Here is a 26,291-nt window from a genome sequence, read left to right on the forward strand (position 1 = left end):
CGACTCCTCGCAGTGCCATTTTCATATTATGGGTGGCCAGGGGATCGAACCCTGGACCCACGGATTAAGAGTCCGTTGCTCTGCCAGCTGAGCTAGCCACCCATATTGATTTCATCAGCTCTCGTGCTGACAGTTAAATATATTACCAGTTGAAATAGGTTTTGACAACCCTTTTTTTGAAAAAAATAAAAAAAGTCACAAAAAGTGACTTTCTTCTTAAATTTGATCCTTAATGTGGTGGGCGATTCCGCTTTGATCTTTGTTTGCACTATCGGCATAGTAGACAGCGTACACGCCATTTTTATCATTTTCGGCAATTACAATCTGACGGTCAGTCGGACGTTCTGCCTTAATAATCTGTGCACTGCGCCGTGCTTCCTTGAAGTCGTGTGAAGATGCAATGGCATCCCCCGGATTGAAAAATACAGCTTCGTTCATAGTAAAGCCCCCTTGAATAAGTTCTTTTCTTCTATTTTACCAAGAAAGAGCTTACAAGCGCTAATCAAATGAATGAACAAAAAAAGAGATATGACTTCTGTCATATCTCTTACAGTTATGGGTGGCCAGGGGATCGAACCCTGGACCCACGGATTAAGAGTCCGTTGCTCTGCCAGCTGAGCTAGCCACCCATGCGTTGAATCAATCAACAGATATTATTATGCTCTGAAACGTAAAAAAATGCAAGACTTTTTTGAAAAAAACTCAAATTTTTTGGCTAATGTTACAAAATTCAGTATAATGTAAGAGCAAAGGAGGCATTCCCGATGCCAAAAAAAATTCTCGTCGTCGACGATGAAAAGCCTATATCTGATATTATCAAATTTAACCTAACTAAGGAGGGCTTTGACGTCGACACTGCCTATGATGGCGAAGAAGCTGTTCAAAAAGTTGACGAATATGATCCAGATTTAATGATTCTGGACCTGATGTTACCAAAGAAAGACGGACTCGAGGTTGCTCGTGAAGTTCGTCAAACGCACGATATGCCAATTATCATGGTAACTGCTAAAGATACTGAAATTGATAAAGTTTTAGGACTTGAAATGGGTGCAGATGATTACGTAACTAAGCCATTTTCTAACCGCGAATTAGTTGCTCGTGTTAAGGCTAACTTACGTCGCCGTGATATCGTTAAGAAGGCTGAGGCTGCTAACCAAGAAGAGCCCGATAAGAATATTAAGATCGGCAATCTATTAATCATGCCAGATGCCTATATTGTTGAAAAGAATGGTAAGAAGATCGAACTTACTCACCGTGAATTTGAACTTCTTTATTACTTAGCACAACATATGGGACAAGTTATGACCCGTGAACACTTATTGCAAACTGTTTGGGGCTATGATTATTTTGGTGATGTGCGGACTGTTGACGTAACCGTTCACCGTTTAAGAGAAAAGATTGAGAATAATCCAATTCAACCTCAAGTTTTAGTTACTCGCCGTGGTGTAGGTTATTACGTAAAACAGCCAAGTGAGGGATAGTTAAAGAAAGCCACAGAACTGAAGAAGTAAGTGGCTTTCTTTTTTTAGATGTTGAGTGAGAAATGAAAAGACTCAGAAAAAAGTTAAATGATACGTTTAATTCCATCAATATGAAATTAGCGATCGTGTTCATGCTGATGCTGCTGGCGACAATCGAAGTTATTGGAGCTTATTTTACCAGACAGCTTGAACAAACCAGTATTGAGAACTTTCAATCGTCAATTCAAATTCAGACGGTTGTAAGTAATCAATTAGCTAATCAACTGACCAGTGACAGTAAAAATGCCAACGACCGTTTGAACCAGATCGTTAATGACTACAATAATGATGCGATCAGTGAAATTATCGTCGTTGACAACAAGGATACGATTCGTGCCGTTTCTAATTTGAATGATAAAAGCAAGATCGGTCAAAGAATCAACAACACCGATGTTAAGCGGGTAATTTCAACCGGGCATCAGATTAACAAGGTAATCGATGACCACGGCAATTACATGATCCAGATTTCTCCACTGACTAGTGGAAACGGATCTAACAATAACGTCGGAGCGATCTATGTGAAAGCCAGCATGCAGGATGTCTTTAACAACCTGCGGCAGATTTCATTAACATTCTTGATCGCATCCTTAATTGCGGCACTGCTTGGCGCATTCCTGGCGTTAGTCATTTCCCGGGCAATTACGCAGCCTATCGAAGAAATGCAGAAGCAGGCCTTGCATATTGCCGATGGTGATTATTCTAGCCAGGTAAAGATCTATTCAAACGATGAATTGGGTCAATTAGGTCGTGCCTTTAATACTTTGTCTGTTCGAATCGAACGCTCGCAAGAAGAGTCCGATAGTGAACGACGCAGGTTGGACAGCGTGCTTTCGCACATGAGCGATGGAGTGCTGGCTACCGATCGTCACGGCAACGTCAGCGTTGTTAACCAGATGGCTTTGAACTTCTTAAATGTTAAAGAAGAAGACGTCATTAACAAACCAATCGCGGAAGTCCTTGGCTTGAAGGATACTTCCTCACAAGATTTAATTTCTAGTCAAAAAGAAATTGTCGTTACAATCGATCCAAATACGCGTGATGAAATGATCCTGCACGCTAGCTTCTCTTTGATTAAGCGAGTAACGGGCTTTGTTTCCGGTAGCGTATGCGTTTTGCACGATGTAACGGAACAACAAAAGAACGAAGATTCACAAAAGCAATTCGTTTCTAACGTTTCGCACGAACTTAGAACGCCACTTACTAGTTTGCAAGCCTACATTGAAGCCTTAAACGAAGGGGCTTGGAAGGATCCAAACATCGCGCCAAAATTCTTGGAAGTAACGCAACAAGAAACTAGTCGAATGATTCGTATGATCAACGACTTGCTCAGTCTTTCCAGAATGGACCGTGGCGTTTCAAAGATGGACCTTGAATTTGTTAACCTGAACGATTTTGTTAACCACATCTTGAATAGATTCGACATGATCGTTAAGACTGACAAAAACAATGATAAAAAGAAGAAATACACGATCAAGCGTGAATTAGGCAATCAAGCTCTTTGGGTAGAAATCGATACCGACAAGATGATGCAGGTAATCGACAATATCATGAACAATGCAATTAAATATTCACCAGATGGTAGTGTAATTACGGTTCGTTTGACGCAAAACAAAAACCACGTCATCTTGAGTATTTCCGACCAAGGTTTGGGTATTCCACGTAAAGACTTGGGCAAGATCTTCGATCGTTTCTACAGAGTCGATAAGGCTCGTTCACGTGCTCAAGGTGGTACCGGTTTGGGTTTGGCGATTGCTAAAGAAATCGTTGAAGCCCACCATGGTCGTATCTGGGCTGACAGTAGCGAAGGCAAAGGTTCTACCTTCTACATTTCCTTACCTTATGAACCAATGACAGAGGAGGACGACTGGGATGAAGTTTAGATTCAAGCTAGGCGACTTTTTATTGGGCTTAGGCACATTTATCGTCATAGTTTTGTCCATTGTGTTGTGGATCTTCATTATGACCAGTGACCAACGCTTCAGTAACATCGGTCAACAGAATCAAGAAAATACGACGACTAAGGAGCAGGTACGCAACCGCAGCGTAAAATCTCTTTATGATCTGTATATTCCAACGACTTCCTATGGTTTTCCTAACGGCAACTTGTGTCAGCTTTATGATTCCAAGAACAACTTAACTTTGGAATTTACTAAAGAAATCAAGAAGGCTAAGGCTGTTAACAAGATCAAGAAAATCGTTCATTCACAAGCCAGATATCAAGAGTACTTGAATAGCCCAGAATACGTGCAATTGGTTTATCCAGATGAGATTACCTTTTCTTTATTTAACCAATTGAACAAATCTGCTAATGATGATCGTGAATTCAACCGTTTCTTCGTTTCCAAATCCAATCACTGGATTTATCTGGGCAATGACCAAAACAACGAAATTTACCAGATTAAAATCAAGGGCGCTAACTTTGATCGTTTGCGTAAATATGCGCAAAATGCCAAAAGCAAGTCACCAGTACGTCTGGTACGTTTAAGAGAAGGTTACTCACCATTTTATAGTCGAGAAATCGATGGTAAGGTTTATAGCTATTTGACTAACCATCAATCATATTCTTACTTTGTCTCACGTTTGTTAGGTACTTCTGGTGTTACCAGTAAGACGAATAAAAACGGTCAAACAATTTATTCACTTAGCTACTACACCAGATTGAAGGTGCCGGCTCCTAAGTCCGGCGAGCATAACTATCTTTACACTCATTACGAAAAGAATAAGATTCCTTCCGCAACGAGTCGTTTGCTCGATAGTGTCTACTATGTGCACCAACTTGGTTTGACCGAACAAGATTTGCGTTTCTTTGACGCAGATGGTTCAAACGTCAGCTATTTGAACTACATCGAAGGAATTCCAGTCTTCTTGAATAAGCATGATTTACAAGTTAAAACTACTTTCTCAACGGATTCAATCAATGTAGCTTTTAACAGCATCAACTTTCAGATTCCAATTCCATTTGATGGACAGACCAAAACGATTAAGCCGACGCAAGACGTAGTTGATGAATTGGCATCACACGGCTTGAAGCAAGACGATATTCAAAGAATCGTGATTGGCTTTACGACTGAAAAAGATTCTAGTCGTCATGGTTTGATTAACCTAGTGCCAACTTATTATGTGAAGGCCTATGATGAATGGAAGAGCGTTAGCGAGTGGGAAAAGCAAGATTTGACCACTTACCGTAAATTTAGCGAATCCGTAACTAGCGGGGAGGCGAAGTAATTCAATGGACTATAAACGAATTGAATGGCTGTTTTTCATTGTCTTCTTACTAATTGATATTTATTTAGGAATCGAAATTCTGCATTCACCTGTTAACTTGAGCAATGCGGATACCACAACGCAAAGTGTGGCCAGCATTCGCTCAGAGATGAAGTCGGACAATATCGATCTGCCCGAATCAATTTCGAATACGCCGGATTCAGGCTACTATTTAGCCACTAAGAATAGAGATTACTTGTCTTCTAAGGTAAGTGATTTAACTAATGTTACTGCACGCTACTCAAAGACTGACAATACGCTTTACGCTACACCCAAGATAGCTACAACTTTGTCTAAGAATGAAAAGACCGCGTTGAAGCAGGTTAATGAGTTTAAAAATGATCCGAAAAACGTGCCTTATGGCAAGCAGTTCAAGTATGAACCGGATATGTCGAGTGCCGACAACTACATGTTTGTTCAAACTTCTGACTATGGTGAAATTTATGCCAATGTGGCTCAATTGACAATCAGTGTCAAGGACAATCAGATTACTAACTACACCGAAACTTACATGGGGCCAGCTAGTCCTGTGCGTGAATTGCAGTCAACCATCAGTGCTTGGCGTGCGATTCGTGCCATGTACATCGACCGTGAATTGACCAACAATTCTCGCGTTGCCCGCATTAAGTTAGGCTATTCTAAGTTAACTGAAGTTCGCGGCAGCACGATTCTATTACCAACTTGGTTAGTTTGGGTAGAAAACAAGACGACTAAGAATATTACTTTAAAGCGTGTGAATGCTTATACAGCACAAATGCTGCAATCGAGTACCTATAACGTAGAAAGGTAGAAGTAAATAATGAAAGTTTCCGTTTTGGCAAGTGGTTCAACCGGAAATACCAGTTTAATAGTGACAGGCCAGCATAAAATCCTTATGGATGCTGGCCTGTCTGGTAAAAAGACTAAAGATTTGCTAGCAGATGTCGGAGTAGACATCAATGACATCGACATGGCCTTTTTAAGCCACGATCATACGGACCATAGTGGCGGCCTTGGTGTGTTAATGCGACGCTATCCTAGAATTGATGCTTTTGCCAACAGCGGCACGTGGCAGTACTTGCTTGATACGCAAAAAATTGGCAAATTGCCGGCTGAGCAGATGAACACGATTGAGCCGGGACAGACAAAAACTTTTGGCGATTTAGATGTTATGGCGTTTGCGACTAGCCACGATGCAGCTGAACCCCAATACTACGTTTTCACTAGTGGTGGCAAACGTGTCGCATTTTTAACCGACACCGGTTATGTCTCTGAAGAAGTTGAAGGCACGATCGAAGACGCAGATGCATACATGATGGAATTTAATTATGATACGATGATGTTGCGGGATGGACCGTATTCTTGGCCATTGAAGCAGAGAATCTTGTCAGATGTAGGGCACTTATCTAATGATCAAGCTGCTCAAGCCTTGGTGGACGTGGTGACATCGAAGACCAAGCACATCTTTTTAGCACACCGCAGCCAGCATAATAATACGGAGTACCTCGCTCATGAGACGGCGAAGGAAATGTTGATTGAAGGGGATGCAGATTTAAGCGATGATGCTAAGATAATTGATACAGAGCCTGCTAAGCCTACGAAATTAATTCAAATTTAGCAATTTTAGCACCTTTTTTTCATACAAAGTTCAAATTTAATAGGTATGATATTAAAAAGTAAAATTGAGGGGAGACAAGTATGACAGAGAATCAAAACAATAATAGTCAAATGCCAAAAAGAAGAAGCGGCAGCGGTAAAATTATTGCCACTGCAGCTATTGTTGGTGTAGTTGGTGGACTTATCGGTGGTGGAGTTTCATATTACGCAGCTGATCAAATGAACAGTGCATCAGTTAATAATAGTGCAGCTCAAACCAGCGTCTCATCAAGCAGCAGCAAAGTCTCACAAAAGAGTGCCAAGACAAGCGGCACTATGACAAGCGCCTACAACAGCGTTAAAGGCGCTGTAGTGTCCGTGATTAACTTAAAGCGTCAATCATCAAGCAGCACGGATTCGCTCTATAACAGCTTGTTTGGCGATGATGAGGGCAGTTCATCCAAAAAGAACGGCAAGCTTGAAACCTACAGTGAAGGTTCAGGTGTTGTCTACATGAAATCAAACGGTAAGGGTTACATCGTAACTAACAACCACGTTATTTCAGGTAGTGACGCAGTTCAAGTTCAACTTGCTAATGGTAAAACTGTAAGTGCTAAGGTTGTTGGTAAAGATAGCACAACCGACTTGGCTGTTTTATCAATCGATGCTAAGTATGTAACGCAAACTGCTGAATTCGGCGATTCTAAGAGCTTACAAGCCGGTCAAACTGTTATTGCTGTAGGTTCACCACTTGGTAGTGAATATGCTTCTACGGTAACGCAAGGTATTGTCTCAGCTCCTGCTAGAACAATTGAAACTTCATCAGGCCACCAACAAACAGTTGTCCAAACTGATGCCGCAATTAACCCAGGTAACTCAGGTGGTGCTTTGGTTAACTCAGCTGGTCAAGTTATCGGGATCAACTCAATGAAGCTTGCTCAATCAAGTGACGGTACTTCTGTAGAAGGTATGGGATTCGCGATTCCTTCAAACGAAGTTGTAACTATCGTTAATGAATTGGTTAAGAAGGGTAAGATTACTCGTCCACAACTTGGTGTAAGAGTAGTTGCACTTAATGGTATTCCTGAAGCATACAGAAGCCGTTTGAAGATCAAGTCAAACCTTAAGAATGGTATTTATGTTGCTTCAATTAACAAGAACAGTTCAGCTTCACGTGCTGGCATGAAGAGCGGCGATGTGATTACTGCAGTTGACGGCAAGAAGGTCGACGATGTGGCATCGTTACACAGCATTCTGTACAGCCACAAAGTCGGTGATACCGTAAATGTAACCGTGAACAGAAATGGTAGAAATGTCAGCTTAAAGGTTAAACTTGAAGGCAATTAATAAGTAAAGTAAAAAGTTTACAAGAATAAAAGGCTATATCATGCGCTTTGAACGCGGATATAGCCTTTTTGTTAACTATTTAAATGTGTAACACCGAAAAGTTCGGCTTTAAAATTTGTCAAATAGATATACACCTGTTGATAAGTGTGGATAACTTTGTGGATTGTGCATAACTAAGGAATTATAGTTTTATTCACCTGTGGAAAAAATAGAAAAATGTTCATAAAGTTAGTAAAAATAATTTGTTAAAACAAATGTTCATGCTGTTATATCGGGAAAGAACAAATAAAGTTTGTGAAAAAATGCTTTCAAAATAAAAATGTGGGAAAGTATTTTTCAAAAAAGTTTTGAAATTTATTTAGCCACAAGTTATAGAGTATAGCTAAAATCATACCACAAAATATGGATTGTGTTTCATGATAAATGTGGAAAACTATTGAGTAGTTTTGTAGTAAACTAGTGGGTATGAATATTAAGATTGTTTGTGTTGGAAAATTAAAAGAGAAATATTTTAAAGATGCGATTGCGGAATATAAAAAGCGACTAAATCGTTTTGCAAAAGTATCGATTGTGCAGGTGCCTGACGAAAAAGCACCGGAAAAATTCAGTGCGGCTGAAGACGAAAAGGTTAAGGAAATTGAAGGCCAGCGAATTTTAAGCAAGATCAAGGATAAGGAGTACGTGTACGTTACTGCGATTAAGGGAAAGCAGCGTAGCAGTGAGGAATTTGCTAAAGAAATTCAGGATTTGGCAACGTATGGCCATTCGGATATTACCTTCGTCATTGGTGGTAGCTTGGGAACAAGCGATGCAGTGAATAAGCGCGGGGATGATCTGATCAGTTTTGGTAAGCTGACCATGCCACACCAGTTGATGCGGGTGGTTTTGATTGAGCAGATCTATCGTGCGTTCATGATTAACTCGGGTAGTCCATATCATAAGTAGAAAAAAGCGTCTCTGAGAAATCAGAGACGCTTAAACCGCTTTCATGATAAGATTAAGTTAATTGCTTAAGTAAAGGAAGAGATTTTATGGAAGAGAATACTAAAAGAATGCTGGCTGGTAAACCGTATCGCCCTGGAAAAGGTAATTTACCTGAAATGAGAAGAAAAGCTCATTTATTAAGTCAAAAATATAATCAAATTCCAGAAGATAATGCGGAAGAAAGAAATAAAGTTATAGACCAGCTATTGCCTGATCATGGCAAAGGCGTTTTTCTCCAAGGTCCAATTCAGTTTGATTATGGCTGCTTTACTCATTTAGGAGATAATTTTTATGCCAACTTTAATTTAACGGTTCTTGATACTTGTCCAATTACAATTGGTAAAAATGTAATGTGTGGTCCTAATGTCTCTTTAATCACGCCGCTTCATCCTTTAATGTATGAACAACGTAACCCTAGAAAACAAGCTGATGGTGAAGTTGATGATATTGAATATGGTGCCCCAATAACCATTGGCGATAATTGCTGGCTAGCAAGTAATGTTACTGTGTGTCCAGGGGTAACGATTGGCAATGGCTGCGTGATCGGAGCAGGGGCAGTAGTGACTAAGGATGTTCCAGATAATTCTTTAGTAGTAGGTGTACCTGGTAAGGTAATTAGAAAGATCACTGAAAAAGATCGTCTTAAAGATTTTCCTTATTAAAAAACGTCTCTGAGAAAATCAGAGGCGTTTTTGTTAATCATTGGCATCAAGCCATTTTTTAAGCATAGCAATATATTCGTCGGTCTTTTGGACAAATGACATATGACCACAATTTTCAAATAACTTCCATTTACTGCCAGGGATGTTGTCCTGCATCATCTTAGCAACATATGGAGTACACAAATCGTCGGTTCCATTCGTAATCAGAGTTGGAACTTTTATTTTGCCCAATTGATCGGTGTATTCATAGTCGTGCAAGTTACCTTCAGGGGTATACTCGTTAGGACCCCAAGCAGTCTCATAAGCAACCGTACCACCTTTTTTCTCACGCATCACGCACTCTGGCCACTTCTTTGTCATGTCGATGGCGTGTTGGTTCATAAAGTGTTCGTTGGCTTTCAAGTAGTCAGGTTCGGTAAATGTATCCGTTAATTCGGCGCGGTGAATTGCAGCCTGTTCTTCAATTGGCAAGTACTTGATCGTACGGTGGAGTTCTTTTGACCATAATGAAGCTGATGAAAGGGTACTTGATAAGATCACACTTTGAATGCCTTCTGGGTGGTAATCACACATGTAAATGATGGCGAGCATCCCGCCCCAGCTTTGGCCCAATAAGTGGATCTTGCGCAAGGCCAAGTGTTCACGTAGAGCTTTTAATTCTTTAACCCAAGTTTCTTTGTTATAAAGTTCTGGATGATCGTCAGGGATGCTGCTGTTGCCACAGCCTAATTGGTCATACATGATGATGCGACGATCGTCGATTTCTGCGAGTTTATCCAAAACTTCAAAATAATTATGCGTTGAACCAGGGCCACCATGAAGCAGAATTAGTGGCGGCTTCTCGCTTCGTTTACCAACAATGCGGTAGTAAGTTTCATAGCCCATGAAGGGCATTTTTCCTTCGATAATTTCCATTTCTTCACCTACTTAAAACAAAATAATGAGATATTTACCAAAATTAATAATGTAAAAAAGATCAACCAATCTTTTTTAGTCAGTGGAATTGCCACTATTGTAGATCTTTTTTGATTCTCAACATAGCCGTGCGATTCCATGCCTTGGGCCAGATTATCGGCTGAATTTAGCGCAACTAAGATCGCCTTAAAATAAAGAGCTGGTGACCAAAAGCTAAGGTACATCCCGCGCATCATCGCCGAGGTGCGGATTTGATTGACCGCCATACGCATCTTCGGAATGATATTGATCGCTGCCAAAACGCCGTACGCAAACTTGCTCGGCAGGTGCAAATTTCGTTCCAGCGAACGAGCAAAATCCGTCGCAGTGACTTTACGAGTCACGCAGGCAATCGTCAACGTATAAACGTAGACACGTGTTGATAAATTCCAGGCATAATAGGGGTCTGGCGTAGGCGAGAACCAATAAAGCGTCGCAAAGATCGTAAAGGCCGCGATGAAGGGCAAAATGATCAGTAAAAGCAATTCTTTGAGTTTAGTCTTAGTGACCAGTAAATAAACTAACGCAAACGCGATTACTAAAATGTTGGTAGTTAAACTAGCTTTTAACGATATTTCCAGCGAAACAATAAAAGCTAAGATAAATTTTAAACTGGGATTCATAGTTACTTCTCCACGTATTTAAGCTGCTGCTGGTCAAAAACAAGGCGATAAGAGCAGAAATCAGCTAACTCGTCTATCTGATGGCTGATGATTAAAAACGTCTGCTGGAGCCTCTCTTGGCTTTCTCGCATTAGGTTCAACACCAGCTTTACAGAATTATGATCTAGACCACTGAGTGGTTCATCGATTAAAAGTACATCATGTTTGGTCATGAGTAGTAGTAAAATTTGCAACTTTTTTTGTTGACCGCCTGACAAGGTATAAACGACCTGATCCAAGTGATTAGCTAGTCCCAATTTATCCAACCATTCCTCTATTTTTTGGTCCGTAAAAAAGCTATTGCGATCTTTCTTACTGAGCTTGAGTTCATCTTTTACAGTCACGGTCAAAAACTGATCCGTTGCCTTTTGAAAGACTTGCGCAACTTGAGCTAAATACTTACGTTGATGCAATTTAGCTATTTCATGATCATGGTAAGTAAAACTCCCACTATAAGGAATCATCTTCGTCATCGCCTTAAACAGGGATGTTTTGCCCACGCCGTTAGGTCCAGTGATCAAAGTGCTCTTTGAATAAAGATTTAGATCAGCTTGCTTAAGCAACAATTTATTTTGCGTAATCTGCACGTTTTTTAAGGTGAAAATTGGCTGACCGGTTGGCAAAGAAAATGAATATTCGTGTGCATGCATTTGCTTATTTTGTATAAATATTTTTTCCTTCTCGTCAGCTGACAATTCCTGCACAGTTTTAGCTTTAAACTCAAATAAGTGATCACAGACCTGCTCATAATCATCTAAAACGTGGTCACTCAAGATGATGGTCTTGCCATTTTTAGCCAGTAAAGCCAATTTGCTGATCAAAAAGCTCCGTGCATCTGGATCGCAGCTGGCAAAAGGCTCATCAAGCAAAAGCACATCCACATTCATAGCGAGTAAAACAGCTAAAGCTACACGTTGTTGCTGGCCACCCGACATGGTATTGATCTTCTGATCAAGTAGGTCCGAAATTTGTGTAAATTCTACTGCTTTAGCTAATTTTTTTTCGTAGTCCTTTTGCTCAACTTGCAAATTTTCCAAGGCAAAAACGATCTCTTCACGTGGGGTCGCCATCGTAAACTGCTCAGCCGCATTCTGAAACATCATGGCTGTTTTTTGCCCATTTAATTCCACGGTGCCAGTCAATTTGCCCGCATATTTAGGGTAGAGGCCCGCAATAATTTTAAGCAGTGTGGATTTGCCGCAGCCCGTAGGTCCCATCAGCAGTGAGAAGCCTGCTGGAATTTTTAATGATAAATTTTGGATTATAGGTTCTTTTTCATAGGAAAAAGTAATATTATCTAGTGTTACTATCATAATTCTGATTGTACAAGATGATTTTTTGATTGTCTAATTCGTAAAAGAAATTTTTTCACTATAAAGATGGTCGAATTTGTAATCAAATAACTTATAATAATGCATTATAATATAGTTATAATAGTATTATAATTTGATTTATTGTAAGGAAGGTGGACATGGATATGGCAGCTGTTGCTTTGGACCAATATCTGGCTAGCATATTAAAGTCGAATTCAACAGACAGGAATGAAATAAAGCTAGAAGCAGGAAATCCAGATTTTGATATGTTTACTATCTACCTTGAAAATCATAATACTGGAATCCACCGTTATCAGATGGATGTATCAACAATACTCTATGTTGCTAAAGGTACTGTGACAATTAAGAGTGGTGAAAAGATCATTACCATGAAGTCTGGTAACGTGCTTCTGTTAACAGAGGGATGGAAGTATGAGGTCAAGAGTCAAAAAGAAGACTCAGTCCTTGTTAAATTAAAGTTTAAGCCAGGTTTTGTCTATCGTGAATACTTCAAGTACTTTAGTTACAAAGGAAAGCGTGAAAACAAGGTTATTGAACAAATTATTGATAGCCTTGGCAATGAACACGTATTGTGGCTAAAGAACAATCAAATAACTCGTGCATCCCAAGTAATGCAACACATCATCGGCGGTTATTTGAACAATGATTTATTCGCTACGGCCTTAATTCAGGCCGAATTGACCGTAATGCTAATCATTTCGATTAGAACCCAGCGAATGGCTACTCCAACTAATTTAGACAAGACTAAATTCGAAAAGAAGTCATTAGATAATTATATTGATGCACATTTTGCAGATGTATCGCTAGCTGACGCTGCTAAGTATTTTGGCTTCAATCCAAATTATTTCTCAAACATGGTTAAGGCAAAAACAGGCAAGAGTTTTGTCGATCATGTTGATGAAAGAAGAATGCAAGAGGCACGCGAACTCCTTGCTCAACCTGATATTTCACTTAAGGAAATTATTGGACGAGTTGGATATTCAAGCAAGTCATTCTTCTACAAAAAATTTAATCAATATTATCACATGACACCTGCTGCCATGCGAGAAGAATTGTTTAGACAAGCAAATATCAATTTGAAGTAGCTAAAACTAAAAAAGAATCCGGAAATTCCGGATTCTTTTTTTATTACATTTGTTGTAGACGTTTAATTCGCTCGGCTGTAGGTGGGTGCGTATCAAAAAGACTGCCACTATGTTTAAATGGGTTTTCGATATACATGCCGCTACTTGAGCGATCGGCTTGTTTCATTGGCTGACTGCCTTCAATTTTTTCTAAAGCAGAAATGAGTCCTTGCGGATTTCTGGTTAATTCGACGGAACTAGCATCTGCTAAAAATTCACGGTTTCTGGAAAGTGCCATTTGGGCTAGGGATGCAGATAATGGACCTAAGATCAAAACAAAGACAATCGCAACAACTTTAAAGATCATCTCAAAAGCATTGTTATTGTCATCGTCGTCATCACTGCCGCCAAACCAAATGAAGCGGCTAGCAAGACCTGAAAGAAATGAAATTACCCCAACCAGGACAACAGCAATCGTTGATAAACGGATGTCGTAATTTCTAATGTGGGAAATCTCGTGTCCTAATACGCCTTCCAGCTCTTCACGATCCATCATGTCTAATAAGCCTTGCGTAACCGCTACGGCGCTGTGATCGGGATCTCGGCCCGTCGCAAAGGCATTAGGACTAGGATCATTAATGATAAAAACGCGGGGCATAGGCACGCGGCCCACCATTGCCATATCTTCTACGATATGCCAAAGCTGCGGATTGTCTTGTTCGTGAATTTCTTGAGCATGGTTTAAACTCATCACCATGTTGGCAGGATCGCGCATTACTAAAAAGAGATAGGTCAAACTACCGATTAAAGCAATAAAAATTCCCGTCCATGGCGTATTGCTGAATAAATAGCCAAAACCTGCTCCGACTAAAGTTAAGATGATAACGAAGGCAGCCATAACCACTACAGTTTTGCGTTTATTACGTGCAATTTGTTGGTATAGCATTTTCGTATCCTTTAAAGCTTAACCTTTGGTGCTTCTTTTTCTTCCTTTGGTGTTTCTAAGTAGTCAACCTTAGTGAAGTGGTGAATCTTAGCTACAATATTTGATGGGAAGGTCAAAAGCTTTTGGTCGTATTGAGCAGCACTTGAGTTGTAAAGTTGACGTGAGTAGGCAATCTTGTTTTCAGTGTTGGTCAATTCTTCTTGCAAGCTTAAGAAGTTTTGGTTGGCCTTTAAGTCAGGGTAATTTTCTGATAAGGCAAAAATTGTCTTTAATGAGTCAGTAATTTGGTTAGAAACCTTCAAAGTTTCTTCGTGATCGCCAGCAGGGATTTCAGTTAATTGGTTGCGTAATTGCACAACCTTTTCAAGCGTTTCACTTTCGTGCTTAGCGTAGCCCTTAACAGTTTCTACCAAATTAGGAATCAAGTCATTACGGCGCTTCAATTGAACGTCGATTTGACTCCAAGATTCTTCTGTATAAACTTTGGCTCTTTGCAAGCCGTTGTAGGCAGTAATGTAAATAGCCACAATTAATACGATGATGGCTAAAATTATCCATAAAAGTGGTGACATTTTTGTATCCTCCTCCACACTATATTATTTAAATTTTAGCCGATTGTATACTTTTGGACAATAAAAAAGAATGCTTTGAAAGCATTCTTTTTCATTTCTTAAATTCTGAAAATCAACAATCCTAAACCAACGATTGTCAAAATGATCAAGCCAGCAAATTGCATGATTGTCCATTGAATAAAGAACTTCTTGCGGCTGACTGTAGCGTGTTGGTTGAACGTCTTCATTACCAGCATGTTGGCCATTGAACCGATTGCGGAACCAAAACCACCGATGTTGGATCCAAGGAACAACGCTTGCGCATAATTAGTGAACTTACCAACCAAAATAGTTGATGGAACGTTACTCATAATTTGACTAGTAAGAATTGATGCGAAGTAAGTTGAGCTCTCAGAGTGAACAGTCATATGAATCAAGTTCACGATTGCTGGAATCTGTTGGATATCACTGATAAAGATAAAGAAACCAGTGAAGGTTAAGAGCAACGCATAGTCGATCTTAAGCATGATTCTTGGATTAATTGCTAGTGCCAAGATAATTGCGATCAACATTGGCCAAACAATATTCACGATTCTGAAAACTCCAAAGAAGAAGAAGATAAAGACAGCGGTCGTGATAATAGTAGGACGCCAGCTGATTCGAATTGGTTCAGTCTTTTGAACCGGAATTTCTTTCTTCGGAATAAATATGAAGACCAAAATCATGATCGCCATTGAAATGATCAAGTAAGGTACTGACCATTTGAAGAAAACTAGTGGCTTAATATCGAAGCGACTAACTAAAAAGATGTTGTGGGGATTACCCCAAGGTGTAAATGCGGCCCCAATGTTTGCGCCCATACCGATTAAAGTAACAGGCAAAATTTGTGGCAGCTTGTAGCGCTTAGCGATATTTAAATAAAGTGGAATTAAAGTTAATACAGTAATGTCATTACCTAAGAACATACCGGCGATAACGGCCAAAACCGTGAACAGCATGTTCAACTTACGCGTATTATCTGCGATACTCGTAAGTTTGTACGCTAAAACATCCAGAACGTGCAAATAAGCATAGATCTGGATCAGCGTCAGCATTGCGGCAACAGACCATAAAGTGTGAAAATTAATATCTGCTAACCGCGGCCTAGCGAAAAAAAGACTTACTACTGTAATTAAAACTGTAATCTGTAAAATTCTATCTTTAGCAATATTCTTTAAGACGGTCATAAAAGGTCCCCCTTACGTATTACAATCGTCTAAAAACCCTATGTATCATTTTGAGCTTTTTTAGGATAGCTTGCAATGATAAATTTGAAAAAACTAAAGATTTAGGCCACTTTGAGCATTTTAATAGGGGATTTTGCTTAAAAATACTATACTTAAGAAAATGAGTAAACGTAACAGATTAGAGCGAGGACACAACTATGACACAAGAAACTATTTCAATTAACATCAAACCAGAAGCAAAAGAAATTATTGAAAAGAAAAATCCAGAAAACAAGCCACTTTTATTAGCTTTAAATGATGGTTCAAACAAGTATTCAAGACTTGGTGGTACTTGTACAATTGGTGCCAACTTTCAATTCGTGATTCTTGATGAAAAGGATCCTAAATATACTATTAAAGTAGAAAACAATGCCGGTTTTGATTTATGGACTTCACCAGACGAAGTTAGCTTCTTTGAAGGCGGCCTAGTAGTCAACGCAAGAAATTATACATTGAGTTTATCCGATGATAGTGGCATTCTTGATGGAGCGGTATCAATTGATAAATACACACCGCAAGAATTAACTAAGAAGGAAATGCAAGAGGGTAAAACTTGCTAATCATTAGGTAATGAAAGCAATTAATGAAATAAAGAATTTTTCAGCGGAATTTAAACAAAATTGGTTACAATACTTAGTCCTTTTTACGGGCATTAGTGTATTAAACCAGTTTGTTTTTATTCCGTTTTTTCGTTATATCACTACATTTGTACTGCAAAAGGGTGCCATTCCGTTTGTTTCGCTTTCTAATTTAGAAATTATTTTAACTAAGCATCCCTTTGTGGCTTTAGCATTGCTAATTGAGTTAGCTGCATTGCTATTTGTCATTTACAGTCAACTTGCGCTGCTTATTTTGGTGATCAAAAATCAATTTGATTTAAAAGAGAGCCTCAGTGAGTACGGGCAATGCTTGAAACACTTTCGATTAGGCTCACTACTTTTATTGGCAATTTATTTTTTGTTAATTATACCTTTTGCCAATATTGTCTTTAGAACGCCACTTTTAGCCAAGCTAAAAATTCCACAGTTTATTGTGGACTACATGACGCGAGATTGGATTTTACTGACGGTTTTAGTTGTCTTTTATGTCGTGATTTTTATTTTGGCACTTCGCTTTTTATTCACTTTGCCAATTATGGTGCTGGATAAAACGACCACTAGAGAGGCAATGAAGAAAAGCGCCAGTTTAATGAAAAAGAGTTGGCGCAAGGTATTGGGCTTCTTTATTACCTTGGGAATAATCGCTATTTTGGCCATGGTAATTAACAGCGTGCTGGCATATTTACTGCAGCTATTATGGGACATATTTCCCAGGGAATTAGCCTTAATACTAGCTACGATAAATCTATCACTCTTTCAAGTGATCAGTGAACTACTGCTGATCTGGACTAGTGCTATTTCACTATTATTTTTAATTAAAATTACCACAAAAGAAGAAAAATTACCTAATGCATCCCACAATAAAGCAATCGTGACATCAATCATGATCATCTGGATCTTTGCCATAATCGTCAACGGAGTCGAGAATGTTTTTTATCTGACGGGGATAGACGACCATGCGCCAGTCACCATTTCCCATAGGGGAGTAAATGATAAAAATGGTGTGCAAAACACGATCGAAGCTTTAAAGAAGACAGCCAAATTTAAGCCGGACTATGTAGAAATTGATGTCCATGAAACTAAAGATAATCAATTTATCATTATGCACGATGAAAATCTGAAAAAGCTGACTGGGGTAGACAAAGAGCCGAAGTATTTAACCGTAAAACAATTAACTCAGTTAACTGCTAAAGAAGATGGCCATCGTGGCAAGGTTGTTAGTCTAGATCAATATATAAAAGCCGCTAAAAAGTTAAAGCAAAAATTGCTGATAGAGATTAAGACTACACAGCATGATTCCAAGAACTTTGTGGCGAACTTTAATAAAAAGTACGGTCAAACAATTTTGAAGAATAAGTACCAAGTGCAGTCGCTTGATTACACTGCTGTCAAAAAAATGCACCAGCTTAATTCAAAAATTCCAGTTTTATATATTCAGCCTTACAACCTAACTTATCCGCGCAGTGCGGCCGATGGCTATTCCATGGAATATTCCACTTTAAGTTCTGATTTCATTTGGCAAGCTCATTTACAAAATCACGTGGTATATGCTTGGACAGTCAATAATACTGCCGAAATGAAAAAGATGATGTATGAACACGTCGATGGCTTTATTACCGATGATGTGGCTAAATTAAATACTACGATTGAAGACTTTGAAGGGCGTAAAAGTTATGCGGAACGACTCTTAAATTACATGACTGCCTTTCCTATACTTGATTAACGCGTTTGATCATGGTAAACTATACTAGATTTTCGAAAATCTGAAAGGAAGTATAGTACTATGCGTAAAGGTGAAAACTACAACACTGGTTGTGAACCAAACCAAAGACCTAAGAACAAGAGAAACGCAAAGAAGCGTGTTGCTCACGTAGCAGCAGTTGTTGCATTTCTTAACAAGGCCGTAAAAGACGAAAACAAGTAATTTCGTTTTTTAAAATTAAGAAACAGAGAAGAGCTACTAAGAGATCGTTAGATTTGTTAGTAGCCTTTTTTCATGCAATGGGAGTTTTGAGAAGGTTAGGTTATGAATAAAAAATATATTAGACTAGTATATTTTGCACTGCTGGCAGCACTGCTTTTTCCAATTATTACATTTTGGCTAGCGGATTCTTTCCAAATTAACGTGATTAACGCTTTGTTAATGATTTTTGTATTAGCAATCTTCGTTGGCCTATTTTCAGCTAGATACTTAGTTAGTTGGCTGATTATTATTTTGACTACAGTCGCAGTTGCTTTTTTGCTGCTGGGGTATGTGGTAATGGCAAGTACTGAAAAGACATTCTTGATTATTGCCTTTCCGGTTGAAGCAAGTTTATTAAGTGTAGTGCGACACCATATTTTGGACTGGAGTATTGTCTCTGGTCGTGAAAGCGATGCTAAGCGCTCGATAGGCCACTATGATTTAAACGTGAAGCTGCAGACTTATTACAATGCAAGTAAATTCTATGAAGATGATCTGAGAAAGATTAAACGTTACCCTGACATGAATATTTGGGTTAATGCGGAATTGATCAGTTGGGAACATCACCAACAAGTCGAAGAGCAACATCCACAATATCATGCCAAGTTATTACGTGAGATTGCCAAGATTTTAAAGGAGACACGCCTAAAAAGCGAGTTTATCTATTACGTTGGCGATGGTAAATTCTTGATCCTTTCACCTAGAGTTACAGATGAGATGCATAAGGAATTAGATGAGCAAGTTTACATTGCTTTGCAAAAATTGGATACCGGAATTCCGTTGATGCTTAAGGTAGCAACTCAGAGTGTAGACTTGCAAAACTGTGAAAAGTTTTCTGATCTGGACAAGCTCCTTAAGCATTTGGAACGAGGCCTAGAAACAGATATCATTGTGGAATATTTGAAGGATGATCAAAATGACTAATTGGTTTTACTTTTTGGCAGTTGGCATTACGTTGATTTTTATCATCTGCTTTTTCATCATTTTCTTTTGTACATTAAAAATTTTAAGTAATATGGAACAGACTTTGATTAAATCGAAGAGGAAGAATGACAATGAGTGATGTAATGCAGATAATTACGTTGATTTCGATTTGGCTATCGCTGCTCATGTCGATGGTTACTCTAAGTGGGGCAATTGCATTTTGGCTAAAGCACAGCAAGGTTTTAGTTAAAATTACACCGCTTCCTCGTTATCCTAAAGTGACGATCGTTGTCCCAGCCCATAACGAAGAATTGGTAATTAAAAATACGGCGACAGCAATTTTGAATCTTAATTATCCTAAGGATAAATTAGAAGTCTTATTTTACGCGGATAACTGTGAGGACCATACTGCTGATGTTCTAGACAGTGTTTTAGCAGAAGAAAGATTTAAAAATCGTAACGCTAAAGTAATTAGACGAACTGGTACCGGTGGTAAGGCCGGAGTTTTAAACGATGCCTTGAAAATTGCTCACGGTGAATACCTAGGCGTTTATGATGCGGATGCCATGCCTGAAAGCAATGCACTGTACTTTTTAGTTCGAAAAGTGTTGGAAAATCCTAAGCGTTATATGGCGGCTTTTGGTAGAAATAAAACGCGTAACGCTAAGCAGAACTTTTTAACTAGATGTATCAACCAAGAGATCGTTGTAACGCAGCGAATTCAACACTGCGGTATTTGGCAATTATTCAAAATTGGCCGAATTCCAGGTACTAATTGCATTATTAATAAAGAATATGTAGAATCAATCGGTGGCTGGCGTAATGGTGCCTTGACCGAAGATACCGATATTTCCTTTAAGATTATGGGCTCAGGCAAATTGATTGCACTGGCTTATAACTCTGAAGCTTTCCAGCAAGAACCAGAAAGATTGAAGGACTATTACTTCCAGCGTTTGCGCTGGGCTAAAGGCAACTACGAAGTGGTCATCAACAACTTCAAGCACTTGTTTGATCGAAGCAATTGGCGCGTAAAACTAGAAACGTTTTATTACTCATGTACTTTCTTCTGGTTTAATGCCGCAATTATTTTGTCTGACATTATTTTCTTAGCCAATGTGATTGCAATGATCGTCCACATTTGGCAGCCAGGAGTGCTATTGCCATTCACAATTACTTCAAGCAACATCTTGCTGGCACAGATTTTGTTGCTTAATTGGCTACTGATGATTTTGCTTTATATTTTGCAAATTTATGCGGCCATGTGTACGCAGTTTGGTCAGGCAACTACTGGACAAATTTGGCTAGCCTTGGCCTCATATTTCTCATATTCGCAATTGTTTATCGTAGTTTCCGTTCATGCAGTATGTTCAGTTACGGCCGATAGATTGTTCCACCGTGATAGTACTAAGTGGGTTAAGACGAAGAGATTTGCCGATTAAGGAAGAAAAATGAAGAGACTAAATCATAATCATCATTTATCCCTGTATTTTATAGTGATTATCGCTATTTTTTCAGGGATTATGGCATATGTACGATTGCAAAACAGTAGCCAATTGCGCCACAATTTTTATAGACAATGGTACAAAGATTACGTTGTTAAAGTTAATCAACAAGAGAGTTTTATTGATACGACGCCAAAAACAGAAACCAGAACCGCGCTATCTGAAGGGCAAGGCTACGGCATGTATATTGCTGTTTTGTCTGCTAAAAGAAAGTGGAGCAAGAAAGAATATTTTGATCAACTGAATAATTTTTATCTCAAGCACCGCGAAACGATTAATAAAGACAAGACAGCATTAATGTCTTGGCGTGCCGTTGAAAATAATGGTCACTGGACGATTAATAAAAATAGTGCCACAGACGGTGACTTATTTATTGCCCAGGCATTATTACTAGCCAGCAAGCAGTGGCATGATGATAAGTATCAAAAAGAAGCGCATGCCATTTTGCAAGATATTTTGCGCTATGAGTACAATCCTGATACTGAAACGCTGACTGTCGGAGACTGGGCTGATTCGAAGTCCAAGTACTACAATTTAATGCGGACTTCTGATGTGATGCCGGAATTCTTCGACAACTTTTATCAAGAAACAGGTGATAAGCGCTGGCTCGTGATCAAAAATACGATGCTTAAGCGACTTAACCAGCTCAGTCATCAAAATAAAACTGGCTTAGTGCCTGATTTTGCTTGGGTAAGCAAAAATGACGCCCAACCGGTTAAGCCTAAGACTATTTCAACGGAAAATGATGGCTACTATTCTGCTAATGCTTGTCGTGTTCCGATGATGCTGGCGGGATGCAATGATCGCTCAGCACAGAACACTTTAAAGAGGATGCTTAAATTCTTTAGTAAGCAAAACACCATAACAGCAGGCTATACTCTAAAAGGCAAGCCATTAAACAAGTACCAGTCTGCCAGCTTCAGTGCACCGATTTTCTATGCCGTATCGTTCAATCGAAATGAAGGCTATGACGATTTGTTCATGTCTCAGCAGTATATTTTTACGCGTCATTTACCGCAAAATAATTATTATGATGCCGCATTGACGACAATGGCTGCTTTAGATGCTGATAAGCTATAAAAAAATCCCACAAAAGTGGGACTTTTTTTATTTTTGTTTTTATTTATTCACTTGTTCTTGCATCCTGGCAAGTGCTCGTTGCAAAGCTAGGGAAACAATTAGAGCTAAAAGATCGATGACGATGAAGACGACTAGGGTCACAAAGTAGTTGTGCAGTATTTGGTGAGTGTAGGATAACAAAATTGGACCTACCATTCCCGCTGCGGCCTATGCCGTTAAGACATATCCATGAATTGCTCCTAATTCACGAGTACCAAAAACGTCGCCTAAATATACTGGAATTACTGAAAAGCCAGCACCGTAACATGATAAGAGTAGGCAAAGGGCAAGAGCAAAAATCACGGGTACTTTGCACAAGATTAAGGTGATTAACATGACGATATCCAAAATAAAGATGGCGCTGTAAGTTCTAGGCCTACGAATATAGTCTGATAAAGTTGCCCAAATTAAACGACCAAAACCGTTGAATAAACCTAGGATACCGACCATTATGGCAGCGGTATTTGCTGTCATGTTTGTCATCGACTGTGCCATTGGCGAAGCGGCAGACACTAGGGCAATACCGGTAGTGATATTGATGAAAAACATGAACCATAATGACCAAAACATTGGGGTTCTGACTGCTTCGTTAGCTGTCATGTTTTGACCAGTTAGGCTGAAATGACTTGCTTTTTTGATCACTGCTTTTGGCAATTCATTTTTACGCGGCTTTTTAATAAATTGGGCAGCTATAATCATGACCAGAAAATAAAAGATACCCAAAATATAAAAGGTGCTGGAAACACCAAAACTTGCCATTAGAGTTTGAGCAATCGGACCCGTCAATAAAGCCGCAAAGCCAAAGCCCATGATGGCTAAACCGGTAGCTAGGCCACGCTTGTCCGGAAACCAGCGGATAATTGTAGAAACAGGAGTTACGTAACCTGCTCCAAGGCCTAATCCGCCGATTACACCATAAGCTAAGTAAAGTAGCCATAGTTGTTGGTTGCTAATTGCAATCCCAGTTAAAAAGACACCCAAACCGTAACAAACACTAGAAATTGTACCAGTGATTGTGGGTCCGAACTTTTCAACTAAACGTCCCATAAAGGCTGCTGACATCCCTAAAAAGAAAATAGCTAAACTAAAGGCAAAAGAAACGGAGGTTTCTGCCCAACCGGTTTGTTTAACAATCGGACCGGTAAAAACGCTCCAGGCATAGACGCCGCCGATCATTAAATGCAGTGTGATCCCGGCTGAGGCGATAACGTACCTATTTCTAGTTTTTATCATTGATTCTCTCCACAAAACATGAACAAATATTGATGAAACTAAATAATTTATTAGTCATCTAAAAGATAAATTATTAGTTATTATCTAGTCAAGAGAAACGCTTTATATAAAACACGAACAATGCTGCCAAAATCCAGCTATATTTGCATCTCATTTTGATTTTTGATAACATAGTAAAAATTTTTAAACATTTTTAGCAATAAATTTTTAAGAGGAGGACAAAAAATGGGATTAAATGCATACATTCAAGGTTTTAACAGTTTAGAGTCAATCGATCGTGCACCAGGTTACTTCAAGTACCACCACCACTCAGTAGCTGATCACTGCTTCAGAACAGCTGAACTCGCACAAATGATGGGTGATATCGAAGAAGTTCACGGCAATAAGAAGATCAATTGGAAGGCCCTTTACGAAAAGAGTTTGAATCATGATTATACTGAACGTTTCATCGGTGATATTAAGACACCAGTTAAATACGCTACTCCTCAACTTAGAAAGATGATTGGTGATGTTGAAGAAACAATGACCACTAAGTTCATTAAGGATGAGATTCCAGAAGAATTTCAAGAAATTTATACTAAACGTCTCTCAGAAGGCAAAGATGATACTTTAGAGGGTAAAATTTTATCAATCTGTGATAAATTAGATTTGTTATATGAAGCTTATGGAGAAATCGAATTAGGTAATCCTAACCCGGTTTATATGCAAATGTTCAAGGAAAGTCTTGAAACGATCAAGAAGTTCGACGATTTAGTTTGCGTACAATACTTTATTAAGAAAATTTTGCCAGATCTTTTTAAAGGTGATTTCGCGGGAAAGGATAAGATGCAACGAATAGCTTTTAGCATTCTATTGTTAGGGGATGATTAGGTGAAATTTCAATGTAGTTCATGCGGGCTGCGCATGGACTCTTTGCATTTTAAGCAAGAGGGGTTAATGAATCCTAAGTTGACCAGTATTTGCGACATTTGTATCACGCGCAACCTGAATCCGGAAGATTACGCAAATGATGCGGTCGCAACTTTTGCTCAAAGCTTGCTTTACACGTTTGTCGGTGCAAAGAAACAAGATCAATCAGGTTTTATTGTGAAAAATAAAAAGGACCGTAAAAAATACGAAGCCTTTTTACAAGATTATGATGGTAATGAAATCGCCCGCCAACAGATTAAAAGGTCTGATTTGAATTTGGCGGTAATTAAAAGCGAAGATGGCAAGCTTAATTATGTGCCTAACCAAGGCGTAACTTTTGAGCAAAATTTAAAGGGAATGGGTTTGGAGATCAATTTCCAGTTAAACGAAGTTGATTTTATTGATCGTGAACGCATTCGGGCCAAGTATAAATACCGCTGCCAATATTGCGGCAGACGTGGCCACAGCGTAGATCATAAGGATCCTGTTTCTCTTAGTCACAACAACAGCTTAGATAATTTAACTTTAGCTTGTGCGGAATGCAACCGAATTAAGTCGGATATGCCTTATAAGTTGTTTATTCAACTGAATGATCAAATTTCTGAGATCAATAAAAAGCTAGTTAAGTATGAAGATGCGCTGGGTACTTTGAGAGAAGAATTTGAGCATCGTCGGCGCTATTTAGCGGCTCAAGTACACCTTAAGGGTGTGATCAATGATCCTGAGCTAAATGCGATTAGAAAGCAAAATAAGAGCTTACAGGATGCCATTGATAGTTTACAAAGTGATTATGATGATTTGCGTCAAACGCGCAAGACGTATTTTGATACGGGCTGGAAATTAGCTCGCATTAAGGAAAATAAGGATATTATTTAAAACGTAAAAAAGCGCTATTTTTTGTAAACTCAATTCAAAATAGAAAATGAGTTTTAAAAAGATCATCCCCATATAGGAATGATCTTTTTAATTTTGATCTATCTAATTCGATCTTCTGGATCAAATAAATATTTGTCCCATTTAACTTCATTTTGAACAGTAGGGTGGAAGAGCAAGAATGCTAGCAACAGTTGACCAACGTAAGGAATTACGCCCAGCCACCACCAACCACCGTTAAAGCCTGCGTCGTGCAGACGACGAACAGTGTGACCTAATTGTGCTAAAAAGGCCCAAATAGCTGCTGCAATAAAGAAAATAATAAAAATGATGAAGATTACACCGATTACCTTGGCATCGCCAGAATCAGATTCAGTAACGCTGAAAGGAGCTAAAAGCATGAAAGCAAGTAGGTAACAAGCAAGTACGCCGATTGTCATGATAACTTGGCTAATTGCAGTACCTACCCAGAATGAGGTTCTAGTAGATCTAGCATCCCACTTGAAGCAGTCAAAGAAGTGTTCCTTCAAGATTTGACCAATAGTTGGTACAGGAACATTACTTTTTGCGCCGCCCTCAGGATAATCTTGATCGCTGAACAAGTACTTGCCCCATTTAACCTTGTGTTGGACAGATGGTTGAAGTGCTAAGTAAAACATAAACATTGTTCCATAACCAGTGAAGGTAGCCCAGTACCAGTAGCCGCTGTAGCCAACGTCATGCAAACGACGGATCATTTGACCAAGGCCAGCTAGAAATACCCAGACATAGATAGCAATCGCAACCACAGCGTCGATTACTCTGATACCTGGATTAAGGCCTTCATTGAAAGCATAGAATCCAACTACAATAGCTAAAATGGCAATAATGAAGTTGGTTAAGACGCTCCACCAGTAGGACTTACGAGTGGTTCTTGCGCTCCAATCGAAGGGATGCAAGTAGGTTTCGTTTAAAATTTGACCAAAACTTTCTGCGGGTGGTTTTGGTAAATCTTCATCATACGATTTGACGAAGTAATACACTCTTTCATTCATAAATATT

Annotated in this window: 25 protein-coding genes, 2 tRNA genes and 1 pseudogene; 17 read left to right on the forward strand and 11 right to left on the reverse strand. The window is 39.1% G+C overall.

The annotated features are described in order from the left end of the window. Positions 1 to 29: 29 nt before the first annotated feature. The 3 genes from BN1206_RS00130 to BN1206_RS00140 all read right to left on the reverse strand — a co-directional run bounded on the left by BN1206_RS00130 (position 30) and on the right by BN1206_RS00140 (position 629). Positions 30 to 102, reverse strand: a tRNA-Lys gene (locus BN1206_RS00130). 114 nt (positions 103 to 216) lie between these two features. After that, positions 217 to 438 (reverse strand): hypothetical protein, encoded by a 222-nt coding sequence (locus tag BN1206_RS00135; protein ID WP_013436932.1) that lies wholly within the window; start codon positions 436 to 438, stop codon positions 217 to 219. Positions 439 to 556: 118 nt separating this feature from the next. After that, positions 557 to 629 (reverse strand) — tRNA-Lys (locus BN1206_RS00140). Between the two features lie 135 nt (positions 630 to 764). Between BN1206_RS00140 and yycF the strand changes: the two genes are divergently transcribed. The 8 genes from yycF to BN1206_RS00180 all read left to right on the forward strand — a co-directional run bounded on the left by yycF (position 765) and on the right by BN1206_RS00180 (position 9,352). Continuing rightward, a complete protein-coding gene (gene yycF / locus BN1206_RS00145; RefSeq protein WP_013436933.1) occupies positions 765 to 1,481 on the forward strand; it encodes a response regulator YycF in 717 nt (238 codons plus the stop codon). A gap of 62 nt (positions 1,482 to 1,543) precedes the next feature. Further along, positions 1,544 to 3,400 (forward strand): cell wall metabolism sensor histidine kinase WalK, encoded by a 1,857-nt coding sequence (gene walK / locus BN1206_RS00150; RefSeq protein ID WP_014565480.1) that lies wholly within the window; start codon positions 1,544 to 1,546, stop codon positions 3,398 to 3,400. Next, positions 3,390 to 4,745 (forward strand): YycH family regulatory protein, encoded by a 1,356-nt coding sequence (locus tag BN1206_RS00155; RefSeq protein ID WP_013641360.1) that lies wholly within the window; start codon positions 3,390 to 3,392, stop codon positions 4,743 to 4,745. The genes walK and BN1206_RS00155 overlap by 11 nt, the downstream gene beginning before the upstream one ends. 4 nt (positions 4,746 to 4,749) lie before the next feature. Next, on the forward strand, positions 4,750 to 5,574 hold the full coding sequence (locus BN1206_RS00160) for a two-component system regulatory protein YycI (protein WP_013436936.1): 825 nt from the start codon (positions 4,750 to 4,752) through the stop codon (positions 5,572 to 5,574). Positions 5,575 to 5,583: 9 nt separating this feature from the next. Then, on the forward strand, positions 5,584 to 6,381 hold the full coding sequence (locus tag BN1206_RS00165) for an MBL fold metallo-hydrolase (protein ID WP_013436937.1): 798 nt from the start codon (positions 5,584 to 5,586) through the stop codon (positions 6,379 to 6,381). Positions 6,382 to 6,461: 80 nt separating this feature from the next. Beyond that, positions 6,462 to 7,706, forward strand: coding sequence for a S1C family serine protease (locus BN1206_RS00170; RefSeq protein ID WP_013641361.1), 1,245 nt, complete (start codon positions 6,462 to 6,464; stop codon positions 7,704 to 7,706). A 465-nt stretch (positions 7,707 to 8,171) separates the two neighbouring features. Beyond that, complete coding sequence (gene rlmH / locus BN1206_RS00175) at positions 8,172 to 8,651, forward strand: 23S rRNA (pseudouridine(1915)-N(3))-methyltransferase RlmH (RefSeq protein WP_013436939.1); 480 nt, start codon at positions 8,172 to 8,174, stop codon at positions 8,649 to 8,651. 86 nt (positions 8,652 to 8,737) lie between these two features. Beyond that, positions 8,738 to 9,352, forward strand: coding sequence for a sugar O-acetyltransferase (locus tag BN1206_RS00180; protein ID WP_013641364.1), 615 nt, complete (start codon positions 8,738 to 8,740; stop codon positions 9,350 to 9,352). Between the two features lie 33 nt (positions 9,353 to 9,385). Here the strand turns inward: BN1206_RS00180 and pepI are convergent, their stop codons facing one another. From pepI to BN1206_RS00195, 3 genes are read right to left on the reverse strand one after another with little or no spacing between them, the layout of a single operon-like run. Then, on the reverse strand, positions 9,386 to 10,267 hold the full coding sequence (pepI, locus tag BN1206_RS00185; protein ID WP_052542677.1) for a proline iminopeptidase: 882 nt from the start codon (positions 10,265 to 10,267) through the stop codon (positions 9,386 to 9,388). Between the two features lie 8 nt (positions 10,268 to 10,275). Further along, entirely contained in the window at positions 10,276 to 10,929 is a 654-nt protein-coding gene (locus tag BN1206_RS00190; RefSeq protein WP_013436942.1) for an energy-coupling factor transporter transmembrane component T family protein, read from the reverse strand. A 2-nt stretch (positions 10,930 to 10,931) separates the two neighbouring features. Continuing rightward, complete coding sequence (locus BN1206_RS00195) at positions 10,932 to 12,281, reverse strand: ATP-binding cassette domain-containing protein (protein WP_022087172.1); 1,350 nt, start codon at positions 12,279 to 12,281, stop codon at positions 10,932 to 10,934. A gap of 164 nt (positions 12,282 to 12,445) precedes the next feature. Here BN1206_RS00195 and BN1206_RS00200 point away from each other — a divergent pair, with 164 nt between their 5' ends. Then, the gene (locus BN1206_RS00200; RefSeq protein WP_118026882.1) at positions 12,446 to 13,387 is read left to right on the forward strand and encodes a helix-turn-helix domain-containing protein; all 942 of its coding nucleotides are present in this window, start codon (positions 12,446 to 12,448) and stop codon (positions 13,385 to 13,387) included. 43 nt (positions 13,388 to 13,430) lie between these two features. On the opposite strand, the gene htpX is transcribed toward BN1206_RS00200, so the two are convergent. From htpX to BN1206_RS00215, 3 genes are all read right to left on the reverse strand, one after another. Next, positions 13,431 to 14,312, reverse strand: coding sequence for a zinc metalloprotease HtpX (gene htpX, locus BN1206_RS00205; RefSeq protein ID WP_022087170.1), 882 nt, complete (start codon positions 14,310 to 14,312; stop codon positions 13,431 to 13,433). An 11-nt stretch (positions 14,313 to 14,323) separates the two neighbouring features. Further along, entirely contained in the window at positions 14,324 to 14,884 is a 561-nt protein-coding gene (locus tag BN1206_RS00210) for a LemA family protein (RefSeq protein WP_052542678.1), read from the reverse strand. A 98-nt stretch (positions 14,885 to 14,982) separates the two neighbouring features. Next, on the reverse strand, positions 14,983 to 16,089 hold the full coding sequence (locus BN1206_RS00215; RefSeq protein WP_013641369.1) for an SLC13 family permease: 1,107 nt from the start codon (positions 16,087 to 16,089) through the stop codon (positions 14,983 to 14,985). Positions 16,090 to 16,286: 197 nt separating this feature from the next. Here BN1206_RS00215 and BN1206_RS00220 point away from each other — a divergent pair, with 197 nt between their 5' ends. From BN1206_RS00220 to BN1206_RS00240, 6 genes are all read left to right on the forward strand, one after another. Further along, on the forward strand, positions 16,287 to 16,688 hold the full coding sequence (locus BN1206_RS00220; protein WP_013436950.1) for an iron-sulfur cluster biosynthesis family protein: 402 nt from the start codon (positions 16,287 to 16,289) through the stop codon (positions 16,686 to 16,688). Positions 16,689 to 16,698: 10 nt separating this feature from the next. Then, entirely contained in the window at positions 16,699 to 18,450 is a 1,752-nt protein-coding gene (locus BN1206_RS00225) for a glycerophosphoryl diester phosphodiesterase membrane domain-containing protein (RefSeq protein WP_052542680.1), read from the forward strand. A 60-nt stretch (positions 18,451 to 18,510) separates the two neighbouring features. Continuing rightward, positions 18,511 to 18,651 (forward strand): hypothetical protein, encoded by a 141-nt coding sequence (locus tag BN1206_RS09680; RefSeq protein WP_013436952.1) that lies wholly within the window; start codon positions 18,511 to 18,513, stop codon positions 18,649 to 18,651. Positions 18,652 to 18,753: 102 nt separating this feature from the next. Next, positions 18,754 to 19,614, forward strand: coding sequence for a hypothetical protein (locus BN1206_RS00230; RefSeq protein ID WP_052542682.1), 861 nt, complete (start codon positions 18,754 to 18,756; stop codon positions 19,612 to 19,614). Positions 19,615 to 19,745: 131 nt separating this feature from the next. Continuing rightward, on the forward strand, positions 19,746 to 21,053 hold the full coding sequence (locus BN1206_RS00235; RefSeq protein ID WP_052542684.1) for a glycosyltransferase family 2 protein: 1,308 nt from the start codon (positions 19,746 to 19,748) through the stop codon (positions 21,051 to 21,053). Positions 21,054 to 21,062: 9 nt separating this feature from the next. Then, complete coding sequence (locus tag BN1206_RS00240; protein ID WP_052542685.1) at positions 21,063 to 22,196, forward strand: glycosyl hydrolase family 8; 1,134 nt, start codon at positions 21,063 to 21,065, stop codon at positions 22,194 to 22,196. A gap of 39 nt (positions 22,197 to 22,235) precedes the next feature. On the opposite strand, the pseudogene BN1206_RS00245 reads toward BN1206_RS00240, so the two are convergent. After that, a pseudogene (locus BN1206_RS00245) lies at positions 22,236 to 23,468 on the reverse strand (OFA family MFS transporter). A gap of 225 nt (positions 23,469 to 23,693) precedes the next feature. On the opposite strand from BN1206_RS00245, the gene BN1206_RS00250 reads away from it, so the two are divergent. Together BN1206_RS00250 and BN1206_RS00255 are read left to right on the forward strand one after the other, a co-directional pair. After that, positions 23,694 to 24,338 (forward strand): YfbR-like 5'-deoxynucleotidase, encoded by a 645-nt coding sequence (locus BN1206_RS00250; protein WP_013436958.1) that lies wholly within the window; start codon positions 23,694 to 23,696, stop codon positions 24,336 to 24,338. Next, positions 24,339 to 25,253, forward strand: a complete 915-nt coding sequence (locus tag BN1206_RS00255) for an HNH endonuclease (RefSeq protein ID WP_013436959.1) — start codon at positions 24,339 to 24,341, stop codon at positions 25,251 to 25,253. 98 nt (positions 25,254 to 25,351) lie between these two features. Here the strand turns inward: BN1206_RS00255 and BN1206_RS00260 are convergent, their stop codons facing one another. Then, entirely contained in the window at positions 25,352 to 26,284 is a 933-nt protein-coding gene (locus BN1206_RS00260; RefSeq protein WP_013641375.1) for a DUF805 domain-containing protein, read from the reverse strand. Positions 26,285 to 26,291: the final 7 nt, after the last annotated feature.

Source organism: Lactobacillus sp. OTU4228 (assembly GCF_001006945.1).
Classification (GTDB): domain Bacteria; phylum Bacillota; class Bacilli; order Lactobacillales; family Lactobacillaceae; genus Lactobacillus; species Lactobacillus amylovorus.